The sequence below is a fragment of the Enterococcus sp. GPZ-007 genome (assembly GCF_059374735.1).
This window is the reverse complement of sequence record NZ_JCAFYN010000003.1, coordinates 17967-38874: the sequence shown is the minus strand read 5'-3', so window position 1 is coordinate 38874 and position 20908 is coordinate 17967. Positions and strand designations below refer to the sequence as shown.

Annotated in this window: 19 protein-coding genes and 1 tRNA gene; 15 read left to right on the top strand and 5 right to left on the bottom strand. The window is 42.5% G+C overall.

The features are described from left to right. Window positions 1-14 precede the first annotated feature (14 nt). On the top strand, window positions 15-914 hold the full coding sequence (gene era, locus AC4J95_RS02935) for a GTPase Era (RefSeq protein WP_494548544.1): 900 nt from the start codon (window positions 15-17) through the stop codon (window positions 912-914). Window positions 915-1005: 91 nt separating this feature from the next. Beyond that, window positions 1006-1785: a DNA repair protein RecO gene (gene recO / locus AC4J95_RS02930; RefSeq protein WP_316404373.1), complete on the top strand. Its 780-nt coding sequence runs from the start codon at window positions 1006-1008 to the stop codon at window positions 1783-1785. A 383-nt stretch (window positions 1786-2168) separates the two neighbouring features. On the opposite strand, the gene AC4J95_RS02925 is transcribed toward recO, so the two are convergent. Continuing rightward, window positions 2169-2597, bottom strand: a complete 429-nt coding sequence (locus AC4J95_RS02925) for a hypothetical protein (protein WP_494548543.1) — start codon at window positions 2595-2597, stop codon at window positions 2169-2171. 392 nt (window positions 2598-2989) lie between these two features. On the opposite strand from AC4J95_RS02925, the gene hisG reads away from it, so the two are divergent. From hisG to glyS, 11 genes are all read left to right on the top strand, one after another. Next, window positions 2990-4549 carry an ATP phosphoribosyltransferase gene (hisG, locus tag AC4J95_RS02920; protein WP_494548542.1) on the top strand — a complete coding sequence of 520 codons (1560 nt, stop codon included), beginning with the start codon at window positions 2990-2992 and terminating at the stop codon, window positions 4547-4549. Further along, window positions 4546-5826 (top strand): histidinol dehydrogenase, encoded by a 1281-nt coding sequence (hisD, locus tag AC4J95_RS02915; RefSeq protein WP_494548541.1) that lies wholly within the window; start codon window positions 4546-4548, stop codon window positions 5824-5826. Before hisG ends, hisD begins: the two co-directional genes overlap by 4 nt. Further along, window positions 5823-6881, top strand: coding sequence for a histidinol-phosphate transaminase (gene hisC, locus AC4J95_RS02910; protein ID WP_494548540.1), 1059 nt, complete (start codon window positions 5823-5825; stop codon window positions 6879-6881). The genes hisD and hisC overlap by 4 nt, the downstream gene beginning before the upstream one ends. Next, entirely contained in the window at window positions 6878-7471 is a 594-nt protein-coding gene (hisB, locus tag AC4J95_RS02905; RefSeq protein WP_494548539.1) for an imidazoleglycerol-phosphate dehydratase HisB, read from the top strand. Before hisC ends, hisB begins: the two co-directional genes overlap by 4 nt. Before the next feature lie 11 nt (window positions 7472-7482). Then, a complete protein-coding gene (hisH, locus tag AC4J95_RS02900; protein WP_494548538.1) occupies window positions 7483-8109 on the top strand; it encodes an imidazole glycerol phosphate synthase subunit HisH in 627 nt (208 codons plus the stop codon). Further along, window positions 8106-8828, top strand: coding sequence for a 1-(5-phosphoribosyl)-5-[(5-phosphoribosylamino)methylideneamino]imidazole-4-carboxamide isomerase (hisA, locus tag AC4J95_RS02895; RefSeq protein ID WP_494548537.1), 723 nt, complete (start codon window positions 8106-8108; stop codon window positions 8826-8828). The genes hisH and hisA overlap by 4 nt, the downstream gene beginning before the upstream one ends. Continuing rightward, window positions 8825-9583, top strand: a complete 759-nt coding sequence (gene hisF / locus AC4J95_RS02890; RefSeq protein WP_316405427.1) for an imidazole glycerol phosphate synthase subunit HisF — start codon at window positions 8825-8827, stop codon at window positions 9581-9583. Before hisA ends, hisF begins: the two co-directional genes overlap by 4 nt. A gap of 10 nt (window positions 9584-9593) precedes the next feature. After that, a complete protein-coding gene (hisIE, locus tag AC4J95_RS02885) occupies window positions 9594-10226 on the top strand; it encodes a bifunctional phosphoribosyl-AMP cyclohydrolase/phosphoribosyl-ATP diphosphatase HisIE (protein ID WP_494548536.1) in 633 nt (210 codons plus the stop codon). 12 nt (window positions 10227-10238) lie between these two features. Next, on the top strand, window positions 10239-11066 hold the full coding sequence (locus AC4J95_RS02880; RefSeq protein ID WP_494548535.1) for a histidinol-phosphatase HisJ family protein: 828 nt from the start codon (window positions 10239-10241) through the stop codon (window positions 11064-11066). 595 nt (window positions 11067-11661) lie between these two features. Beyond that, a complete protein-coding gene (gene glyQ, locus AC4J95_RS02875; RefSeq protein ID WP_316405424.1) occupies window positions 11662-12549 on the top strand; it encodes a glycine--tRNA ligase subunit alpha in 888 nt (295 codons plus the stop codon). Window position 12550: 1 nt separating this feature from the next. Then, window positions 12551-14629 carry a glycine--tRNA ligase subunit beta gene (glyS, locus tag AC4J95_RS02870; RefSeq protein ID WP_494548534.1) on the top strand — a complete coding sequence of 693 codons (2079 nt, stop codon included), beginning with the start codon at window positions 12551-12553 and terminating at the stop codon, window positions 14627-14629. A gap of 39 nt (window positions 14630-14668) precedes the next feature. Here glyS and AC4J95_RS02865 read toward each other — a convergent pair whose 3' ends face one another. The 4 genes from AC4J95_RS02865 to AC4J95_RS02850 all read right to left on the bottom strand — a co-directional run bounded on the left by AC4J95_RS02865 (window position 14669) and on the right by AC4J95_RS02850 (window position 19278). Beyond that, window positions 14669-15610, bottom strand: a complete 942-nt coding sequence (locus AC4J95_RS02865; protein WP_494548533.1) for an AEC family transporter — start codon at window positions 15608-15610, stop codon at window positions 14669-14671. 115 nt (window positions 15611-15725) lie between these two features. Continuing rightward, on the bottom strand, window positions 15726-17663 hold the full coding sequence (locus tag AC4J95_RS02860) for a fructose-1,6-bisphosphatase (RefSeq protein WP_494548532.1): 1938 nt from the start codon (window positions 17661-17663) through the stop codon (window positions 15726-15728). Between the two features lie 161 nt (window positions 17664-17824). Then, window positions 17825-18637 (bottom strand): pyruvate, water dikinase regulatory protein, encoded by an 813-nt coding sequence (locus tag AC4J95_RS02855; RefSeq protein WP_494548531.1) that lies wholly within the window; start codon window positions 18635-18637, stop codon window positions 17825-17827. Between the two features lie 11 nt (window positions 18638-18648). Beyond that, complete coding sequence (locus AC4J95_RS02850; protein ID WP_494548530.1) at window positions 18649-19278, bottom strand: CBS domain-containing protein; 630 nt, start codon at window positions 19276-19278, stop codon at window positions 18649-18651. A gap of 243 nt (window positions 19279-19521) precedes the next feature. On the opposite strand from AC4J95_RS02850, the gene AC4J95_RS02845 reads away from it, so the two are divergent. Beyond that, window positions 19522-19593, top strand: a tRNA-Glu gene (locus AC4J95_RS02845). A 250-nt stretch (window positions 19594-19843) separates the two neighbouring features. Further along, the gene (locus tag AC4J95_RS02840) at window positions 19844-20896 is read left to right on the top strand and encodes a 1-aminocyclopropane-1-carboxylate deaminase/D-cysteine desulfhydrase (protein WP_494548529.1); all 1053 of its coding nucleotides are present in this window, start codon (window positions 19844-19846) and stop codon (window positions 20894-20896) included. The last annotated feature ends 12 nt before the right edge of the window (window positions 20897-20908 follow it).

The window sequence follows — 20908 nt, the reverse complement described above, 5'->3', positions numbered from 1 at the left end:
AAGGGAATTTTTACATGACAGAACATAAATCTGGTTTTGTGGCAATTGTTGGTCGACCCAATGTAGGGAAATCAACACTACTGAACCGTATCGTAGGGCAAAAGATTGCGATTATGAGTGATAAGGCTCAAACTACGAGAAATAAAATTCAAGGTGTATACACGACACCGGAAGCGCAAATTATTTTCATTGATACTCCCGGCATCCACAAGCCTAAACATCGCTTAGGGGACTACATGGTGGAAATGGCATACAGCGCGTTGCGTGAAGTCGATGCGATCATGTTTATGGTCAGTGCTGATCAAAAGCGTGGACGTGGTGATGATTTTATTTTAGAACGCTTGAGCAAACAAGATGTTCCCGTTTACTTAATCATCAATAAAATTGACACCATTCATCCAGATGAGCTGCTGGCGATCATTGATGATTACCGCTCAATCATGAAGTTCAAAGAGATCATCCCGATCTCAGCGACGGAAGGCAATAATGTGGAGCACCTGCTAGAGGTGTTAGTTGACCAAATGGATGAAGGTCCGCAGTATTTCCCAGAGGATCAAATCACGGATCACCCAGAATACTTTATCGTATCCGAGTTAATCCGTGAGAAGGTATTGAGTCTAACTCGCGATGAAGTACCCCATTCAGTAGCGGTCGTGACCGAATCCATGAAGCGAGATGAGAATGACAAGGTTCACATCCAAGCAACGATCATCGTGGAACGTACGAGTCAAAAAGGGATTATCATTGGAAAAGGCGGTAAGATGCTGAAAAATATCGGTACACAAGCCCGTAAAGATATTGAGACCCTTTTAGCCGATAAAGTTTATCTAGAGCTTTGGGTTAAGGTCCAAAAGGATTGGCGTGACAAGCAGACGTATCTGCAAGATTACGGCTATCGCAAAGACGATTATTAACAATTTTAAGGTGTTTTAGACACCTTTCATTTAAAAAAGGGTGTGGCGGTAGTCCACAACCCTTTTTCTTATCGAAGAGAGGTGAATATAGATGGCACAGGTTGGAGAAACAAAGGGACTCATTTTATTCAGTCGCGATTACAAGGAGAAAGACAAGCTAATCAAGATTTTTACTGAATCAGCAGGCAAGGTGATGTTTTTCGCTAAAGGCATCCATCGACCGAATAATCCATTACAGACGGCGGTTCAGCCATTTACGGAAGCGGTCTTCATCGGGAATTTGAAAACTGACGGACTTTCTTTTTTGAATAGCGCGAAGGATGTTCGGCCTATGCGAAAGCTGCAGGAGGATATTTTTCTGAATGCTTATGGCTCCTACATTCTAGGTTTAACTGATGCGGCGATTGAAGACCACATATATGATCCAGCACTCTATGGATTTACACGCGAGGCACTGCAGCGAATGAATGACGGTGCCGATGGTGAGACGATCATGAATATCTTTGAAGTTCAGATCATGCAGCGCTTTGGTATATCCTTGAACTGGCAAGCCTGCGGAGTCTGTGGAAAGAAAACAGGCGCCTTCGATTTCTCCTCGAAGTATAATGGCGTGCTTTGTCAGGATCACTGGCATTTAGACCAGCATCGCTATCATGCCGATCCGCGTGCAATTTATTTTATCCGCTTGTTTAACAGTGTAACCTATGAGAATATCAACACGATCAATTTGAAGCCTGAAACAAAAAAAGCGATCCGGCAAACGCTGGATCAACTGTATGAAGAATATATCGGCTTACATCTAAAGAGTAAAAAGTTCATCGATCAAATGAGCGAGTGGCAAGATGTGTTGAAGCCGAAAAATGAAGAATAAGCTGCAGAACCATCAATTGGGCTGCAGCTTATTTTTTTGTCTTTAATTGTTTACAGATGAATAGCCAGGCCAGACTGCCAATGAAAGATAGAAAAATGTAAAGGAAAATCATTTGGCCGTTTAGCTGGTTCTGATGAATGACTGCCGACGCAAATGTCCCGATGACAAAAAAGTATAGGAAATAAAATAGTATTCGGAACTTATTTGATAAGCTTGTTTTCATTTCAATAACATAGGAGCAAACCAAGAACAGTAACACGATGAGGATGTTAAAGGCACTTTTTAGTGACCAGCCGTTTATGAAAAGGTCTCGCAACCAGTTAAAGAGAAGTGTTCCAACAGCTAAACTCAAAATAAGAAAATCATTACTGAAATACTTTCGTTTAAGATTTCGTTGAGCCATTGTTCGAATCTCCCTCCTGATAGCTTTTATTAAACAGGGTAAACAAACAAAGGAAGGAGACACTACCTAAGAATCCTGCTACCACAGCTATTATGATGATTGAGGTGTAATCTACGATACTTTTCTGAACAATACTCTCAATCAATAAAGGAATAAAATTCAGAATAAAACAAAATAGAAATCGCCAACCATTTCTATTAGGTATCCGGGAAGCAAGATAACCAACTATGTAAACCCAGAACATAGTAAAGCCAGTATCAAGATTAGAAAACAAAGGCTGGTTTCTGTAAACATTTAATACTATTGAAGTAATCATGAACGCCGCTAAAAGTAGCAATAAATAAAGATGCACCTTTTTCCTCAGCAACAAATCCAACTTTCGATATTTCTCACCCAATTTTTGAAACATTCGCATCCCCTCGCTTTTTCATTTTATATACCCAAAAGTATATCAGATTTTTTTCGCAAATTTTTCTAAATGTGGGTTCTTTCACAGATTACCATTGCTAATTTATGGCAAAACAATTAATATTGTTAGAAAACACTAAGGATTTTTCAATGAAACTGGTATATGAAATGAAAACCAGACACAATTTTTCAATTTTGAAAAATTTACTCAAAAACGAATTAGGATGTCAGTCCAACTTTGCGAGTTTAACAAGTGTCAGTAAAGAAAGACCGTATCAATCAGCCACTAACCATGATTCGAAGAGTTTAGTTGGATGATATAGGTGATGAAAATCAGACTTAATTTTCTGTAAAGAAAATTAAATACATAAAAATGAATTAGGAGTGATAAGTTTGGAAGAATTATGGAAAGTACTGAGACCAGAGGAACAAATCGAATTGAAGCTAAGAAAGTTATATACTCAGCATCATTTTCATCCTTATCACCTAAATAACTTCGAAGAATACGGAAATTATCAACAAAGCTATAACTTTTTACGGAATTCTTCTATTATTACCTTTACTGGGAATGACGGACGAACAATGGCTTTGAAACCCGATGTGACGTTATCGATCGCAAAAAACACGCCCGCTGGTGAGGCGCGGAAAGTGTACTATGTGGAAGATGTCTATCGTCATGACCGTCAAGCTGGCGAGTATCAAAAGATTTATCAAATCGGTTTAGAGATCATTGATGAGATAACGTGGGACGATCAGCTAGAAGTATTAAAGCTGGCTTGGGAAAGTTTGGCTCAAGTCGGTGAAGGAACGTTGGATCTTTCTCATATGGGGATAATTAACGGTATTTGTGATCGTTTTCCAGTTGAGGATCGTCAAAAGGTACTGGATTGTCTGCGGGATAAAAGTTCTCACGGCATGGACGAGCTGACAACAAAGGCTGGATTATCTCAGGAAGAATCGGATAATTTAGCCAAACTAGTACGAATGTCAGGAGATTTTGAAACGAAGTATCAGCGTGCCAAAGTCTTATTAGCGTCTTATCCCGAAGCGCAGGCTGGTTTGGAAGAACTGAAACAATTATACAAAGCCATGCAGGAAGAACAATTGTCTGAAAAAATTCGGCTGCGCTTAGATTTTTCCATCATGAATGATGCGGATTACTATAGTGGATTATTGTTCCAAGGTTTCATTAAAGAAGCACGGGAAACGATTCTTTACGGAGGCCGCTATGATCGTTTGATGAGTCGTCAAGGAAAAGATCAAGGAGCGATCGGTTTCGGCATGAAGTTGAATCACGTCGGACAAAAGCTTCCAGATGATACTCAAAGCTCGGAATATTTAAATATCGCGCTGCCAAAAGGACGTATGGGGGATGCGGTGTATGAGCTCTTTACCAAAGCTGGTGTGGCAGCAGAGGGAGTATTTGAAGACAATCGCAAGCTGATTTTTACCGACGAGAACAACAAGCTGCGCTTCTTTTTAGTGAAGCCCAGTGATGTGGCGATCTATGTGGAGCATGGAGCAGCGGATATCGGTGTTGTTGGAAAGGACATTTTATTAGAAAGCAAAGCGGAGGTAATCGAATTTTTAGATCTGCATATGGGTGTCTGTAAATTAGCAGTGGCGGCACACAATGATTTTGAAGAAGATTTCTCTCGACCCCTGCGTGTATCAACTAAATACCCGACAATCACTCGCGAGTTCTATGAAGGACTTGGACGCTCCGTGGAATTGATTCACCTGCACGGTTCGATCGAGTTGGCGCCATTATTAGGGTTGTCCGATGTAATCGTTGATATCGTCGAAACAGGAACTACTTTAAAAGAAAATGATTTGAAGGTCATTCAAGAAATCGCGCCTTCTTCTGCCCGTTTAATTATCAACAATGCGACATGGCGCTTTAAACAAGAACGAATTCAAAAGGTAATCGAGAAGGTGAGGAAGCAACTATGAGAGTTTATTCGACTGAAAAAGACACATTAAACGATATTCTGGCACGTGATTTTTCTGAAACACCGGATGTTTCGGATGTCGTAAAAAAAATCATTCAGCGGGTGCGAACTGATGGTGATCAGGCACTTTATCAGTTAATCGAAGAGATCGATCATGTTACTTTAGATTCGCTAACAGTCAGTAAAGCTGAGATCGATGCAGCTTTGCAGGCAGTTTCACCGGAATTACTAAAAGTGATGGAGCAGTCAAAGGAAAACATTCTAGCTTTCCATAAAAAACAAGTCCGTCAAGGCTTTGTCTCAACTGAGGAAAGTGGCGTTGTGATGGGACAACGAATCTTGCCATTAGCTCGTGTCGGGGTATACGTGCCCGGCGGAACGGCGGCGTATCCCAGCACTGTTTTGATGGATGTATTGCCAGCAAAGATCGCTGGTGTGAAGAAGATTGTAATGATGACTCCAACAGATAGTGAAGGAAATGTTCCTGCTGCAATCTTAGCGGCAGCGTCGATCGCTGGTGTAGACGAAATCTATAAAGTCGGCGGGGCTCATGGTGTAGCGGCGCTTGCCTACGGAACAGAGACAATTCCAAAAGTCGATAAAATCGTAGGACCGGGAAATATTTATGTAGCAACAGCGAAGCGCATGGTGTATGGCGAAGTTGATATCGATATGATCGCAGGACCTAGTGATGTTTTGATTGTGGCAGATGACACAGCGAATCCGCGTTGGATCGCAGCTGATCTGCTGGCACAGGCAGAGCACGATAAATTGGCGCAGGCGATTTTGGTAACGACCGAAGAAACATTGATCGAACAAGTTCAGGCAGAATTAGAGCAGCAGTTAGCCGAATTGCCGCGTAAAGAGATTGCTGAGGCAGCCATTGAAAGCAATGGTAAGATTATTTTGGTAAAAGATTTAGTGGAAGCTGTTTCGATCTCCAATCAAATCGCACCGGAACATTTAGAGCTATCTGTGGCGGAGCCGTTTGCTTTGTTAGGAAAAGTTGAAAATGCTGGCAGTGTCTTTTTAGGTCACTACACACCAGAAGTTTTAGGGGATTATTTTGCGGGACCGAATCACACTTTACCAACAGAAGGAACCGCGCGTTTCTATTCGCCGCTGTCTGTGGATGATTTTATTAAGAAGAGCAGTTACCTTTACTATACGCAAGAGGCTATGAATGAAGTCGCTTCAGGAGTGGAACTATTTGCGGAAACAGAAGACCTGATGGGTCACGCCCGCTCCATGAAAGTACGCAGGGAGGAAAAGAAATGACATTTTTAAATCAAAAATATCAGAATCTAACTCCGTATACACCGGGTGAACAAGTCAATGAACAGGAATACATTAAATTGAATACTAATGAGAGTCCTTACCCGCCCGCTCCAGCCGTTCAAAAGGCAGTGTCTGAAGCTTCACATAGCTTAAATCGTTATTCAGATATTGCGGTCGAGGATGTCGCAAATCCACTGGCAAAATATTTGGGTGTGAAGAAAGAACAGCTTTTTCTTGGAAATGGCAGTGATGAAGTGCTCTCATATATTTTTCAGGGCTTTACAGAAAAAGGCATTGCTTTTCCTGACGTAACCTATGGCTTCTATAAGGTTTATAGCGGATTGTATCAAGTGGATGCGCAGATCGTTCCTTTGCAAGATGATTTTTCCCTTGAGCTAAAGGACTATGATGAACTATCAGGAACGGTGATTTTCGCCAATCCGAACGCACCCACGGGAATTCAGCTAGCACAAGCTGAAATTTGTGAGTTTATCGAGCGGCATCCTGATCGGTTAGTGGTTGTGGATGAGGCCTATATCGATTTTGGAGGCGAATCAATGGTTTCTTTGATCGATCGCTATTCGAACTTGCTAGTCGTAGGAACTTTTTCAAAATCTCGCCAATTGGCAGGAGCACGCTTGGGATTTGGTGTTGGGAATGTCGAATTAATTGCGGATATGAATCGTTTGCGGTTCAGTCTGAATCCATACAACGTCAATAGCTTAACCCAAGCCGCTGGTGGAGCTGTCTTGCAGGAGCAGGAATACGTGGATCAGAAGATTCAAGAAACGATCCAAGTCCGAGAGTGGAGCAAGCAAGAGCTGAATAAATTAGACTTTGAACAAACAAACAGTCAGGGAAACTTTCTATTTGCGAAGCACCCGAAAATATCAGGTGAAACTCTATTCACCGCTTTAAGAGAAAAGAAAATTTTAGTCCGTTGGTTCAATCAGCCTCGGACAAAAGATTATCTTCGGATTACAGTGGGTACACAAGAACAGATGGAACAACTGGTAGCGGCTTTGATGACTATATTAGAAGAGGTGGACGCATGAGAAAAGCGGAAGTGACGCGCAATACATCCGAAACAAAGATTCAGTTGGCATTGACAGTTGACGGCACAGGGATACAAACAATCAAGACAGGTGTAGGCTTTTTGGATCATATGTTGGAATTATTTGTTCGGCATGGCCGTTTTGATCTTGAGCTGGTTTGTGATGGCGATATTGAAGTAGATGCTCACCATACGACAGAGGATGTGGCGATCGCGATCGGTCGGGCTTTTTCTGAGAGTCTCGGCGAACGTCGCGGCATCAAACGCTACGGCAGTATGCTTTTACCGATGGATGAGGCCTTAGTAATGTCGGCGATCGATATCAGCGGCCGCGGAATGGCAGTGGTTGAGCTGGATATTCCGACAGAAAAAATCGGACAGCAGTTTGACACGGAGCTGGTCGAAGAATTTTTCATCGCCTTTGCACGTGAGTTAGGCGCGACTATCCATTTACACCAAATAGCCGGCAAGAACAGCCACCACATCGTAGAGGCCTGCTTTAAAGGCTTTGGTCGTGCTTTAGGAGATGCAGTGGCAATCAACCAGTTGGCGCCAGATGAGATTCCATCAACAAAAGGAACGATCAATTAAGGGGGAAGCCTATGCTAGCAATTATCGATTATGGTGTCGGCAACTTGTTTAGTTTGTCGCGCTCACTGGAATATTTAGAAGTGGAGTGTAAGGTCACGCGTTCTTTAGATGAATTAAAGGCAGCGGATCGGATTATTTTACCGGGTGTCGGGGCCTTTGGCGATGCGCGGAAAAAGCTGGAAGAGTTAGACTTAGTCGAGCCGATTCAAGAACTGGCGGCTTCGGGAAAACCCTTTTTAGGGATTTGTTTAGGGATGCAGCTGCTCTTTGATAAGAGTGAAGAATTTGGTGAGCATCCTGGATTAGGCTTGATTCCCGGTCGGATCGTGTCAATGCGGGAAGCCTTTGACCAAGCACAGATTGATTTAAAGGTTCCGCAGATTGGCTGGAATCGCTTAGACGTGCAAAATCAGGAAAGCCCGCTGGTAAAATCGTTAGGCGAGAATGATTTTGTTTACTATGTTCACAGCTATTATGCAACGGATTGCCAAGAGCACTTGGTCGCTGACAGTGAGTACGGAATCTCAATTCCGGGAATCGTGCAAAATAAGAATGTATTCGGGACCCAATTCCATCCAGAGAAAAGCGGCGATGTAGGTCTGAAGATTCTAAAAGCATTCACGGAGGTGCCAGTATGAAAATTTTCCCAGCAATTGATCTCTTAGATGAAAAAGTCGTTCGCTTGTATCAAGGCGATTATGATCAAAAAGAAGTATTTGGCGATGATCCAGTAGCGTTTGCGCAATCGTTTGAAAAAGCGGGTGCGAAGTATCTGCATCTCGTTGATTTGGATGGTGCCAAGGCGGGTAAATTGCATTATTTTGGGATTGCCAAAAAGATTGTTGAAAACACCAATCTATTCGTAGAAGTCGGCGGCGGCATTCGTGATGAAGAAACCATCCAGCATTGCTTATCCGCGGGCGTGGATCGGGTCATTCTTGGAACGATCGCGCAAAAAGATCCGGAATTCACCCAAGCGATGCTGAAAAAATATGGCCATAAGATCGCAATCGGGGTCGATGCGAAAGATGAAAAAGTCGCTGTCGAAGGCTGGCTGGAAAAAACCGAAACGGATGCTTATGAGTTCTGCCAGCAATTAGTTGAGTGGGGTGCTGAGACGATTATCTTTACCGAAATTTCCCGCGATGGCACAGGTGAAGGGATTAACCTGCCATTGTATGAAAAACTCAATCAGTTGAATATCGAGATCGTCGCTTCTGGTGGTGTCGCTTCGTTGAAGGATATCGAAGGCTTGAAGCAACTAGGTGTTTCAAGCGCAATCGTTGGCAAGTCATTATACAATGGCAGCTTAAAGCTAGAGGATGTTTTAGCAGCCGGCAAGGAGGATGACCAATGATTGCAAAAAGAATTGTGCCATGTTTAGATGTTCGGGATGGACGCGTAGTTAAAGGCGTCAATTTCGCTGGTTTGCAAGATGTCAATGATCCGGTAACCTTGGCTCGTTTTTACAATGAGCAGGGTGCGGATGAATTGGTTTTTTACGATATCACGGCTTCAGCAGAAGAACGCGGTTTGTTTACCGATATTTTGAAGGGTGTCGCCTCAGAAGTCTTTATTCCTTTGACGGTCGGCGGCGGTATCAATGAGGTTTCTGACTTTGAACGGGTCTTGAATTGCGGCGCGGATAAGGTCAGTGTCAATTCCGGTGCGATCCGTCGTCCTCAGCTGATCGAAGAAGGTGCCAAACGCTATGGCAGTCAATGTGTTGTTTTGTCGGTCGATATTCGTCGGGTTGGCGATCAATGGCATGTATTTGCTAAAGGCGGTCGGGAAGATACTGGATTAGAGGCTTTGGAATGGATTCGTCAAGGCGAGCAGTTGGGTGCCGGGGAGTTAGTTCTCAACAGTATGGATACTGATGGCGTGAAGCAAGGCTTTGATCTGGAGCTGCTGAAAGCAGTCAGTGAGATTACTTCATTGCCGATCGTGGCCTCAGGCGGTGCTGGAAAAGCGGAAGATTTCATTGACTTATTCCAATTGCCGAAGATTGAAGCTGGTTTAGCGGCATCGATTTTCCATTATGGTGAAGTGAAGATTCCGGATCTGAAAAAACAATTGATGGCGGCAGATATTCCTGTCCGTATCGTTTAGGGGAGATATTATGACTGAACTAAAATTTGACGAACAAGGGTTGATCCCAGTGATCGTACAAGACGCTGAAACCAATGAAGTCTTGACGTTAGCCTATATGAATCAGGAGAGCTATGAATTAACTTTAAAGGATCAACTGATGACTTTTTATTCTCGCAGCCGTAAGGAATTATGGCGCAAAGGCGAGACCAGCGGCAACTATCAGCATTTAGTTTCAATGAAATTGGATTGCGATCAGGATGCACTAGTCGCGAAGGTCAAAAAAGACGGACCAGCTTGTCATACAGGGGCAGAAAGCTGCTTCAATGAAGTCATGTACGGTGAAGACAAGCAAGCGACGATCGATGCGTTATATGAGTTGGTCAAGGGGCGTAAAGAGACACCACAGGAAGGCAGCTATACTAGCTACTTGTTTGAAAAGGGTATCGAGAAGATTCTGAAAAAGGTCGGAGAAGAATCAACGGAAGTCGTGATCGGAGCCATGAAGGAAGATCATAACGAAACCATTTTTGAAATCTCTGATTTGGTGTATCATGTTCTTGTATTGATGGTGGAGATGGGCATCGATTTGACGGAAGTTCGTCAAGAGCTAGCGAATCGCCACGTTGTCGATAAAAAAGTCAAACAAGAACCGATGCAATAGGGGGAATCAGCGATGTTCTATTCAAATGCTCACACCCACAGTACGTGGTGTGATGGAAAAGATACCTTGGAAGATATGGCGCAAGCCGCGATCGATTTAGGCTTTACGGATTTAGGATTTACCTGTCACTCACCAGCACTTTTTGATCCCAGCTGTCTAGGTGTGCAGAATGAGGTTGCCTACCAGGAAGCCTTACGTGATCTCAAAGCAAGGTTAATGGGCAAGCTAACTATCGGAATTGGCTTGGAATGGGATTATTATAGTGCTGATCCCATAAAAGGCTATAACTACACCATTGGCTCGGTGCATTATTTTCCACCGCGTCAAGGCATTTTTCGCAGTGTTGATGAAAGTCCTGAAAGTCTGATGAAGACCTTGGACGAGTGGTATCAGGGAGATTCATTGTACATGGTCCGCGACTATTATGATACGGTAGTGAAGCATATCCATCAGAATCATTCGAAGATTGTTGGTCATTTTGATTTGATTACCAAATTCAATGAGAAAAATCCTTGGTTGGACGAAGATAGTGCTGAATATCAAGGAATCGCATTGAAGGCATTGAATGATGTGATCGATATTATCCAAACCTATGATGGTATGGTGGAGATCAATACAGGTGCGATTTCTCGTAATTGGCGAACGACACCTTATCCTAATCCATTCTTACTGAAGCAATTGAAGGAGCGAGATTGTCCGATTATCATCACCAGCGACAGTCATGAGACATCGACATTGACTTGCCATTTCCTGGAAACAGTCGAATTATTAAAATCGATCGGATTTACAGAGACCATGCAATTGAAGGATGGTATTTTCCAGCCGATCCCTTTTGACTAGCCAATCGATTAATTACTATAGAAGTCGCGAAAAGTATCCCTATAGTCAGCAGAAAGATTTGACAAAAGGGGTCTAGTGTCGCTATTATAGAACCAAGTTGAATAGGTGCGAGGATCAAATTAAAAATTTGTGAAACACACAGCGAGTCAGGGAGAGTGGAAGCCTGAATGGGAAACAAATTTTGTTGGCGTTTGTGAGCACATTGAGTGAAAGCTGCCAAGCAACTGCTTGGAAGTAGGGTGGAACCGCGTTGATACGTCCCTATGTCGATTATTTCGGCATAGGGATTTTTTTGTCAATCCAACTTTTCGCAGTTTGTTCTAGCTGATACGCTAAATAAGGTCTTTATTTTGAATATCTTGAAAAGCTGTTTAGTTGGATGATATGTCGACGACGATAAGTATAAATTTTGAAAAAAATTTATGTACATTAAGCTTTTGAGTCGACTGTGAGTTCTTCAACCTTATTATTTCGTTAGTTCGATCATAAGTTTATTTTCCCGTTTTTTTGGAAAAATGAACTTCCTTCAATTGAGCTAGCTGCCCTGCAAGTCGAAAGATAAATAAACTTCAATAATAAACCAGGAGGAAACAGAATGAGCAAATTAACAGTGCAAGAAATGATTTTGTCGTTACAAAAGTTTTGGTCAGATAATGGCTGTATGCTAATGCAAGCCTACGACACAGAAAAAGGGGCAGGAACAATGAGTCCCTATACTTTTTTACGGGCGATCGGACCTGAGCCTTGGCGTGCGGCCTATGTTGAGCCTTCACGTCGGCCAGCGGATGGACGTTATGGAGAAAATCCGAACCGTTTGTATCAGCATCACCAATTCCAAGTGGTTATGAAGCCTTCTCCAAAAAACATTCAAGAGTTGTACTTGGATAGCCTACGCCTATTGGGAATCGATCCGCTAGAGCACGACATCCGTTTTGTAGAGGACAACTGGGAAAATCCATCAATGGGTTGTGCTGGTGTTGGTTGGGAAGTCTGGCTTGATGGAATGGAAATCACTCAGTTCACGTATTTCCAACAAGTCGGCGGTCTGCAATGTCATCCTGTAACTTCTGAATTGACTTATGGTTTGGAACGTTTGGCTTCTTACATCCAAGAAGTTGACAGTGTCTATGATTTGGAATGGAGCGCTGGGGTTAAATACGGCGAAATCTTCAAACAACCTGAATATGAGCATTCAAAATATTCTTTTGAGGAAAGCAATCAAGAAATGCTTTTAGATAATTTTGAAAAATTTGAAAAAGAAGCAAAACGCTGTATTGATGAAAATCTAGTGCATCCAGCCTATGATTATATTTTAAAATGCAGCCACACATTTAACTTGTTAGATGCGCGCGGGGCTGTATCCGTTACTGAACGTGCGGGCTACTTGGCTCGTATCCGTAACATGGCGCGTTCAGTTGCGAAGATCTTCGTAGCGGAACGGGAAAAACTGGGCTTCCCATTATTGAATCAGGAGGGCAAATAAGATGGCGAAAAATCTACTATTAGAAATCGGTTTAGAAGAAATGCCAGCCCACGTGGTTTGGCCAAGTATCAAACAATTAGAAGAAAAAGTCTCAAAATTCTTAGCAGAAAATAGTCTGACCTTCGAATCTATCGAGACCTTCTCGACCCCACGTCGTTTAGCGATTCGAGTAACCAATATTCCTGATCGCCAAGAAGACGTGCAAGAAGAAGTCAAAGGTCCAGCGAAGAAGATTGCATTGGATGCTGAAGGCAACTGGAGCAAGGCAGCAGAAGGCTTCGTTCGCGGTCAAGGCTTGACGACAGATGCCATTACTTTCCGTGAATTAAACGGTGTGGAATATGTGTATGTCACAAAATACATCCACGGAAAAGAAAGCAAGGAAGTCTTAACCGGACTGTTAGATGTCGTGAAGAGCTTGAACTTCCCAACTATGATGCACTGGGGCGATACGATGTTTGAATACGTTCGTCCGATTCACTGGATCATCGCATTGTTGGACGATGAGGTGATTCCCTTCGAGCTATTGGATGTACAAACAGGACGCACAACTGTGGGTCATCGCTTCCTAGGCGATCAAGTAGAGCTTGCTGATCCAAGCGAATACGAAGCGAAATTGGAAGAACAATTCGTTATTGCTGATGCTCATAAACGTCAACAAATGATCGTGGAACAAATCGGAGAGATTGCTGAAAAGAATAAATGGGTAATCGATCTTGATCCTGATTTGTTAGAAGAAGTTACAAACCTAGTTGAATATCCAACAGCTTTTGTTGGGGACTTTGAAGAACGCTTCTTGTCAGTGCCAGAAGAAGTGTTGGTTACTTCTATGAAGGAACATCAACGGTACTTTGAAGTGCGCAATCAAGCTGGGATGCTGTTACCGCATTTTATCTCTGTCCGGAACGGAAACAGTGTAAAACTAGACAACGTCATCAAAGGAAATCAAAAAGTCTTAGCTGCTCGTTTAGAAGACGGTGAATTCTTCTTTGAAGAAGACAAGAAGCTAACGATTGAAGACTGCGTTGAAAAATTGAAGAACGTAACCTTCCATGAAAAAATCGGCAGCATGTATAAAAAAATGCAACGTGTCGGCTTGATTAGTCAGGTTATCGGTAATCGTGTTGGTTTGAGTGAAGAAGAGCTGGCAGATCTGAAACGTGCATCAGAGATCTACAAGTTTGACCTGGTGACAAATATGGTGGGTGAATTCCCTGAGCTACAAGGAATCATGGGTGAAAAATATGCCCTGTTAAAAGGGGAAAAAACAGCCGTGGCGACAGCAATTCGCGAACACTATTTACCGATCTCGTCTGAAGGAGACTTGCCTCAAACAGCGATTGGTGCTGTTTTAGCGATTGCCGATAAGATTGACAGCGTACTAGGCTTCTTCGCTGTAGGAATGATCCCAAGCGGTTCAAATGACCCTTACGCATTGCGTCGTCAAACTTACGGTATCGTGCGGATTGTCGAAGCTCAAGGCTGGACCTTCCCATTCACTGATATGCAAGGCGCGATCGTAGATGCAATCAACGAAGATGTTTTAGACTACGGTATCCATTTTAACCGCGACCAAAAAGAATTCATCGAGTTCTTTAAGGGCCGTATCCGTCAACGTCTGCAAATGTATAATGTTCGTCATGATATCATTGACGCAGTCGTAGATTCACATCAAGACGATCTCGTGCAGGTCTTCAAGACCGCAAAAATTCTCGATCAGCATTTGAGTGATGAGCATTTTAAAGAAGCGATGGAAGCTTTGACTCGTGTCATCAACTTGACGAAGAAGATCGATCCATCAACAATCACCTTCAAAGTAGATCAAAAACTGTTTGAAAATGATAGTGAAAAAGAATTGTATGAAGCGGTGAAAGAAGCCGAAGATGAATTTGCTAACCAAAGCATGTCTGAAAACTATCAAACTTTGGCGAACCTGCGTCCAGTCATCCAACGTTATTTCAGCGACACGATGATTATGGTAGAAGATGAAAAAGTTCGTGACAATCGCTTGAATCAATTAGCGATTATTGCACGTATGGCAAATGCGTTAGCAAGTCTTGATAAAATCATTACTAAATAGCAAAAGAAAAGCCTTCGAGTCCGTGCTCGAAGGCTTGTTTTATAGTATCAATTTCAATAATAGCGGAATATAAGCGAGATAAAGCAAAACAGAATAACCCAATGAAGAGGCGGCGAATTGCTGATCAGCAGCGTAGGAGCGAGCTAAGATTGGCACGGAGTTTTGTACCGGCATCGCGGATTGGATAATAAAAACAGAGAGCATCAAGGGTGGTATGCTAATCCATTGCCCTAACAGCCAAACAATCAATGGTGAAATCACGTAGCGTCCAATGAGTACTCCGATAATATCCTTGTTCAACGTCAGATTTTTGACTCCGACATTATAGACGATAATCCCAATCACAAACATCGATAATGGTGTTGTTAAATTAGCGAGATATCCCAGAAAAGTTGCGATGGAGGCCGGAACAGTGATATTTACCAGTACAGCGCACAAACCAATCAAAAAGCCCAGCAATGCTGGAGAAAAAATCTTTTTCAAAATCGGTACGATATGAAAATTGACGGTTGCCTGTTCAATTTGAGGATTATCGCGGGCGATGAAGTAGATACCCAGGGTCCAAAAAATCGATGTATTGACAATATAATAGAGCAGGACATATGGGACAGATTCTCCACCGAAGATTGCCAAGTTGATAGGTAATCCGATAAAGATTGTATTAGAGCAAGTAAACATTGTGGAAAAAATTCCCGTACGAGTCGGCGTGACTTTAACAATACGGCAATAGGCGATACTTATAACAAAGGTCAGTAGCATGGATATTAACGGGATTATTGTTCCACTAACTAGATGCAGAAATTCTGAACGAGAAAAATTTTTTGTTATCGTTAGAAACATATTACAGGGCAATGCGATTTGTAAAACTAGCTTTGAAAAGGCATCGCCGATTTGGTTCGAGAACCATTGCTTATAAGTCAGTAAGTAGCCGATAAACATTAGAACAAAGATAAACAAAATATTGATATACGCAGAAACCATTTTTTCACCTCACATCTAACTATACAGAAAAACAAGGATGTCATCAATCGGTGATGACACCCTTGTTAACAGTTTTTCTTCCCATCAGCAGATTAGAAAAATAATGAACAGTGAGCTAGCTCTCGTTATTCTCTTGATAATTCAGCAAGCCAGTTAAATTCTCGATCTGTTCCTCGAGACTGTCGCCGACGGTCGTATCCTTGATTAGGATACGCTTCAAGTCTTTATCGATGACTCGCTTCAGAGATGTCTCATCGACTTGTTTAGCTAACAGGTTCTCGACAGATTCAAATGGGTCATGCGTAACCAGCTGGAAGCCGTAGGAATTATTGAGTAACGAGTAGCCGGCAATGCCCGTAGTTTTCTGGTATGCCTTAGAAAGCCCGCCATCAATCACAAAGAGCATGCCTTCACCTTTGATAGGTGATTCGCCATCTTGTACCTTGACTGGTGTATGGCCGTTAATGATCCGCGAATTTGGCGAGTACAAGGCAAATTCCTCTAGAATCATCTGACAGGTCTCATGTGTATCCCGAAATTGATAATAGGGATTTTTGATTTCTTTATGTGTCTTTTTATCAGCAATGAAATAGCGTTCGAAGGTCGTCATAGCGCTTTTGCCAAATTGCGGCGAAATCTTTCCAGTCCAGCAATTCCAGATCCAATCAGCTGCGGAGCTATCTGTTTTTTGACTTTGACAGCCGGAACGAATCTGTTCCTCAAAAAAGTTCAAGAGATCTTTGCCGGCATATTCCTTGCCATCAACGGTCAAAGGAAGGAAGCTGCCATCAGCCTTTAGCGGCAGACAGCCGTGGAAAAGGAGATGCTGATTATAGACTAAGAACATCGATCCTTTATTCAAAAGCAGTTGCATATGCTCCTGCATTTTAGTTGATTGTTGGAAAGAAGCCAGCAGCATCTCGACTACATAATCCTCCTGTTCGGTCAATGCATGGACATCATCTTCCTGCAGGGTTTGAAAGCAGCTGCCTTGAAGAGGATAGTCTTTACCTGCTAAATGAATCGTGTCCTTATCGAAATCAATCTTCTCAAATAACAAACGATCGTCCATTTGAAATTCAGGATGACGTTTGATTAGTTGACCTTCCAGCTTGAATTGCAGAATTGACAAAGCCTGATGGACTTTTTCTAAGCTATCTAGGCTTTCAATCGAATAGCTCTCACTGCTATTTTTTTCCTTTGGTGTGAAAACCGGATTTTTCTGATAATGCTCTTCCGCGTACATGAAAAGCGGTCGCAAATTTAAGGCGTAGGCTTGTTCGATTTCGTAAAGGTAGTTATAGCGTGCGGCGATCCGCAGCAGAGTCATCAAACACGCGCGTGAGCCAGCGTAGGCGCCCATCCAAAGAATATCATGATTGCCCCATTGAATATCGACAGAAGGGTGCTGACACAGCTTGTCCATGATCTTATCCGCTTCTGGTCCACGATCGTAGATATCTCCGACGACATGGAGATGATCCACCACTAAACGCTGGATACTTTGACATAAGGCGACAATAAACGGACGCCCCTGTTCCAAATCCAGCAAGTGAGCCAAGATTTGATCGAAGTAGGCCGCTTTATCCATGTAGTTCGTATCAGTGTACATCAATTCTTCAATGATATAGGCATATTGCTTCGGCAATGCTTTCCGCACCTTGGAACGGGTATACTTGGTAGAACAGAAGGCCAACAGCTCTAATAACTGCCGGATCTTTTTACGATACCAAGAACGATCACGATAGGCATAGAACTCGGCGTCTCCTAAAGCTTCGCGAGGATAAGCCACGAGGATCGTCAGCTTATCCTTCTCATGTTCCGTCAAGCGGTCGCCGAAGAGCAGACTAATTTTTTCCTTGATATTGCCGGCACCAGTGCGCAAGATGTGATCAAAGGCGGTAAATTCCCCATGAATATCACTGATGTAAAGTTCGGTTCCTTTAGGCAGATGCATGATCGCTTCTAAGTTGATGAGTTCAGTCATGATCGCCTCCTTGGTACTAAATTCTTTCTCCAACATTTGATAATATTTTTCACGGGTCGATAGCATAAATGTGCTCCTTATTCATATTAATGAACTAATTTTTCTTGTGAAAAATTAATTTGATTTTCATGCCGTATATCATTCTGCTAAACGGTTCCTACTTTTTCCCGGTTTCTTGGTGTAGACTTTTCCTCACTAAATGCTGCTAAAAGCAGAACTGACATCCTTTATATACAGTTGTCCAAATGCTCGCAAATCAACGTCGCAGATTCTTCGATGGATTTGTTCGTCACATCTAGTGTGAAGGCACCTAATTCATCATAGACATTTAACGCGTAATCGACTTCTTCTTTGATCCGATTGATATCTGAGTAGCGAGAATTTTCTGCTAGGCCCAGCGAGTTCAAACGACTCATGCGGATTTTTTTCTGAACTTCTGGTTCGATGATCAGACCTACGATTTTTTCTTTCGGAACTTCTTTGATCTGTTCAGGTAAAGGAACTTCTGGAATTAATGGCAGGTTCGCTACCTTCAACCGACTGTTCGCCAAATACATGCTTAAAGGGGTTTTAGAGGTACGAGAGATTCCCAACAAAACAAGATCCGCTTCTAAAAAGCCCTTCGCATCTTTTCCGTCATCGTATTTCACCGCGAATTCGATCGCAGCCACACGGTCAAAATATTCCTGATTCAATTTATGAACAACACCGGCTTTTTGCAGTGGAGCGACGCCGGTCTTTTGATGAACGATATCCATAAACTGGGTCATCAGGTTAATGTATTGCAGGCCTGTCCGTTCAGCGAAATCTTCGACGATTTGAGTGAGGTTATCACTGACTAAGGTCGTCACTACAACGGCGCTGTCCTTCAAGGCGTCACCTAAAATACTTTTCAATTCTTCTTCGTCTTTCGTAAATGGAAAACGATAAGACAAATCAAAGTTGACTGAAGGAAATTGAGCTGCTGCGGCATTGACTAATTTCAGCGAGGTCTCGCCGACTGAATCAGAGATCATGTATAATGGTACACTTTTTTTCATTTTGTTCGCTCCTATCGATTGGTTTCAGTTTGTTTTGCTTGCTGCATGATATAATTAAAAATCCGTGATTTCGTGATTTTACCAATCACTTTTTTTGGATCTTCTTCACTAACTACAGGGAGTGAATCGACTTGATAATCAAGTAAGACCGCTCCAGCCTCCAAAATTGTGTATTCCTTCGTGCATGTTTGCAGATGAGGAGCACGGGTCATAACGACCGCCACTGGTGTACTTTGCAAATTGCTGTTTAACGATGCCCGTAATAAATCTTTGCGCGACAATAACCCGACAAGATGCTGCTCTTTGTCGGTCACATAGATTGAGCCAACGTCATACATAAACATATTGGTGATTGCATCATGGATAGAGGTATCCTGCGGTGTTAACAGTGGAGACAGCATAATTTCTTCGACTTTAACTGAAAAGATTTTGTCGAATAAAAATTGTTCGATGCCCACACCTGTATAGGTGTAACCAACTTTGGGACTTGCTTCCAAAATGCCTGCCATTGTCAAGAAGGAAAGGTCGGTTCGTAAGGTAGCGTGTGAGATCCCTAAGTGATCGGCGATTTTTTCGCCGCTTAGCGGTTGATCGCGTTTGACGATCTCAATGATTTTCTCTTGCCTTTGTGATAAGTTCATAAGTCCTCCTAGTAATGCATTCGTTCTTTTTGAGAAAAAATGAATTGGATTTTCTTTCAATTGCCATTGAGTTCATACTCCAAAATCTCAACGACTTGAATACACACCCTATTATACACGTAATAACCATATAAACAACATGATTGATTAAATAAACACATATTTAAATATTTCACGAAATGAAGGGTAATTACTTTCTAAAAAGAAAATTTAGCAGTATAATTTTTATTGTTGTTGAGACATAACCCGTTAGTCAAGGGGTCAAGACGCCGCGTTCTCAGCGCGGAGGCACGGGTTCAAATCCCGTACGGGTTATAAGTTTAGATAGAGTTGATTGATCAGTCATTCCGGCTGATAGATCAACTCTATTTTTTTGTCTATTTTGAGATTTTTGGGAAGAAACGTAGACAGAGTGCAAAAAAAGAGTATCTAATCACAAAGGAACGCTTTTTGGAAAATCCGTCACTTTCAAGACTAAAAAAGATCAAATAAAATTCCCAGTGCACGTTTGAGAATTTGTACTATATACTAAATAGTATCAGGTATCTAAGTCAGGAGGCGCAAAATGGAATCTAAGTATGTAAAGCAATTGCTGGGACAAAAACCAAAGGCTAATTTAGGTTTTTATCCAACGCCATTTTATCGGCTGGAGAATTTGTCTAATAAACTAGGAATCAATTTATTCATCAAACGGGAAGATTTTTCTGGGCAAAGCTTATTTGGCGGAAACAAGATTAGAAAACTCGAGTATTTGATTGGGAATGCCAAAGAGCAGGGTGCAGAGTACATTTTCACCTATGGTGCGACGCAATCGAATCACGCGATGCAAACAGTTGAAGCATGCCGCAAAGAAGGATTAACACCGATTTTATACTTAGTTGCTTATGTTGAACCCGATGAACATGATCTGCGGAGCAATCTGCTGCTGGACAAAATCCTAGGAGCAGAGGTTCACGTGATCTTGAAAAATCCAGGTGAAACTGAAGCCGATGCGGCTGCTCGTTCGGTCAAGTTAGCGCGAGCGCATATGGAACGACTGACGAATGAAGGCCATGGGTGCTACGAGATCCCGATGGGCGGAGCCAGTCCGATCGGCTCAGCAGGGTTTATTGATGGCTTCGTAGAACTTACGGAACAAGCGGCGGAAGTTGGTCAAGCGTTTGATTATTTGGTTCACGCGACCGGTTCAGGTGGAACGATGGCTGGCTTAGTTGCTGGAAAAAAATTATTGGCGCATTCCATGCGAGTTCTGTCTTTTGATGTGATTGGACACGATGCAAGTTATCTAGAAACCACAACTGAATTAGCAAATGAAAGTCTTGAATGGCTGGGTGTAGATCAGCGCGTATCAACTGAGGACTTTGAGCATGACAACGATTATTATCTTCCGGGCTATGAGCTGCCCAGCACTGCGGGAAATGACGCGATTCGCATGCTGGCAAGAGAAGAGGGCTTGTTTTTAGATCCAGTTTATTCCGGCAAAGGCTTTGCCGGGCTGTTGGATTATATTAAAAAAGGAATCATTCCGCAGAATAGTTCGGTGATTTTTCTGCATACTGGAGGAGCCACCGCATTATTTGCGGAGAAGGAAATACTAGGGGACTTGTTGGAAAAATAGCTAGCTAGGAGG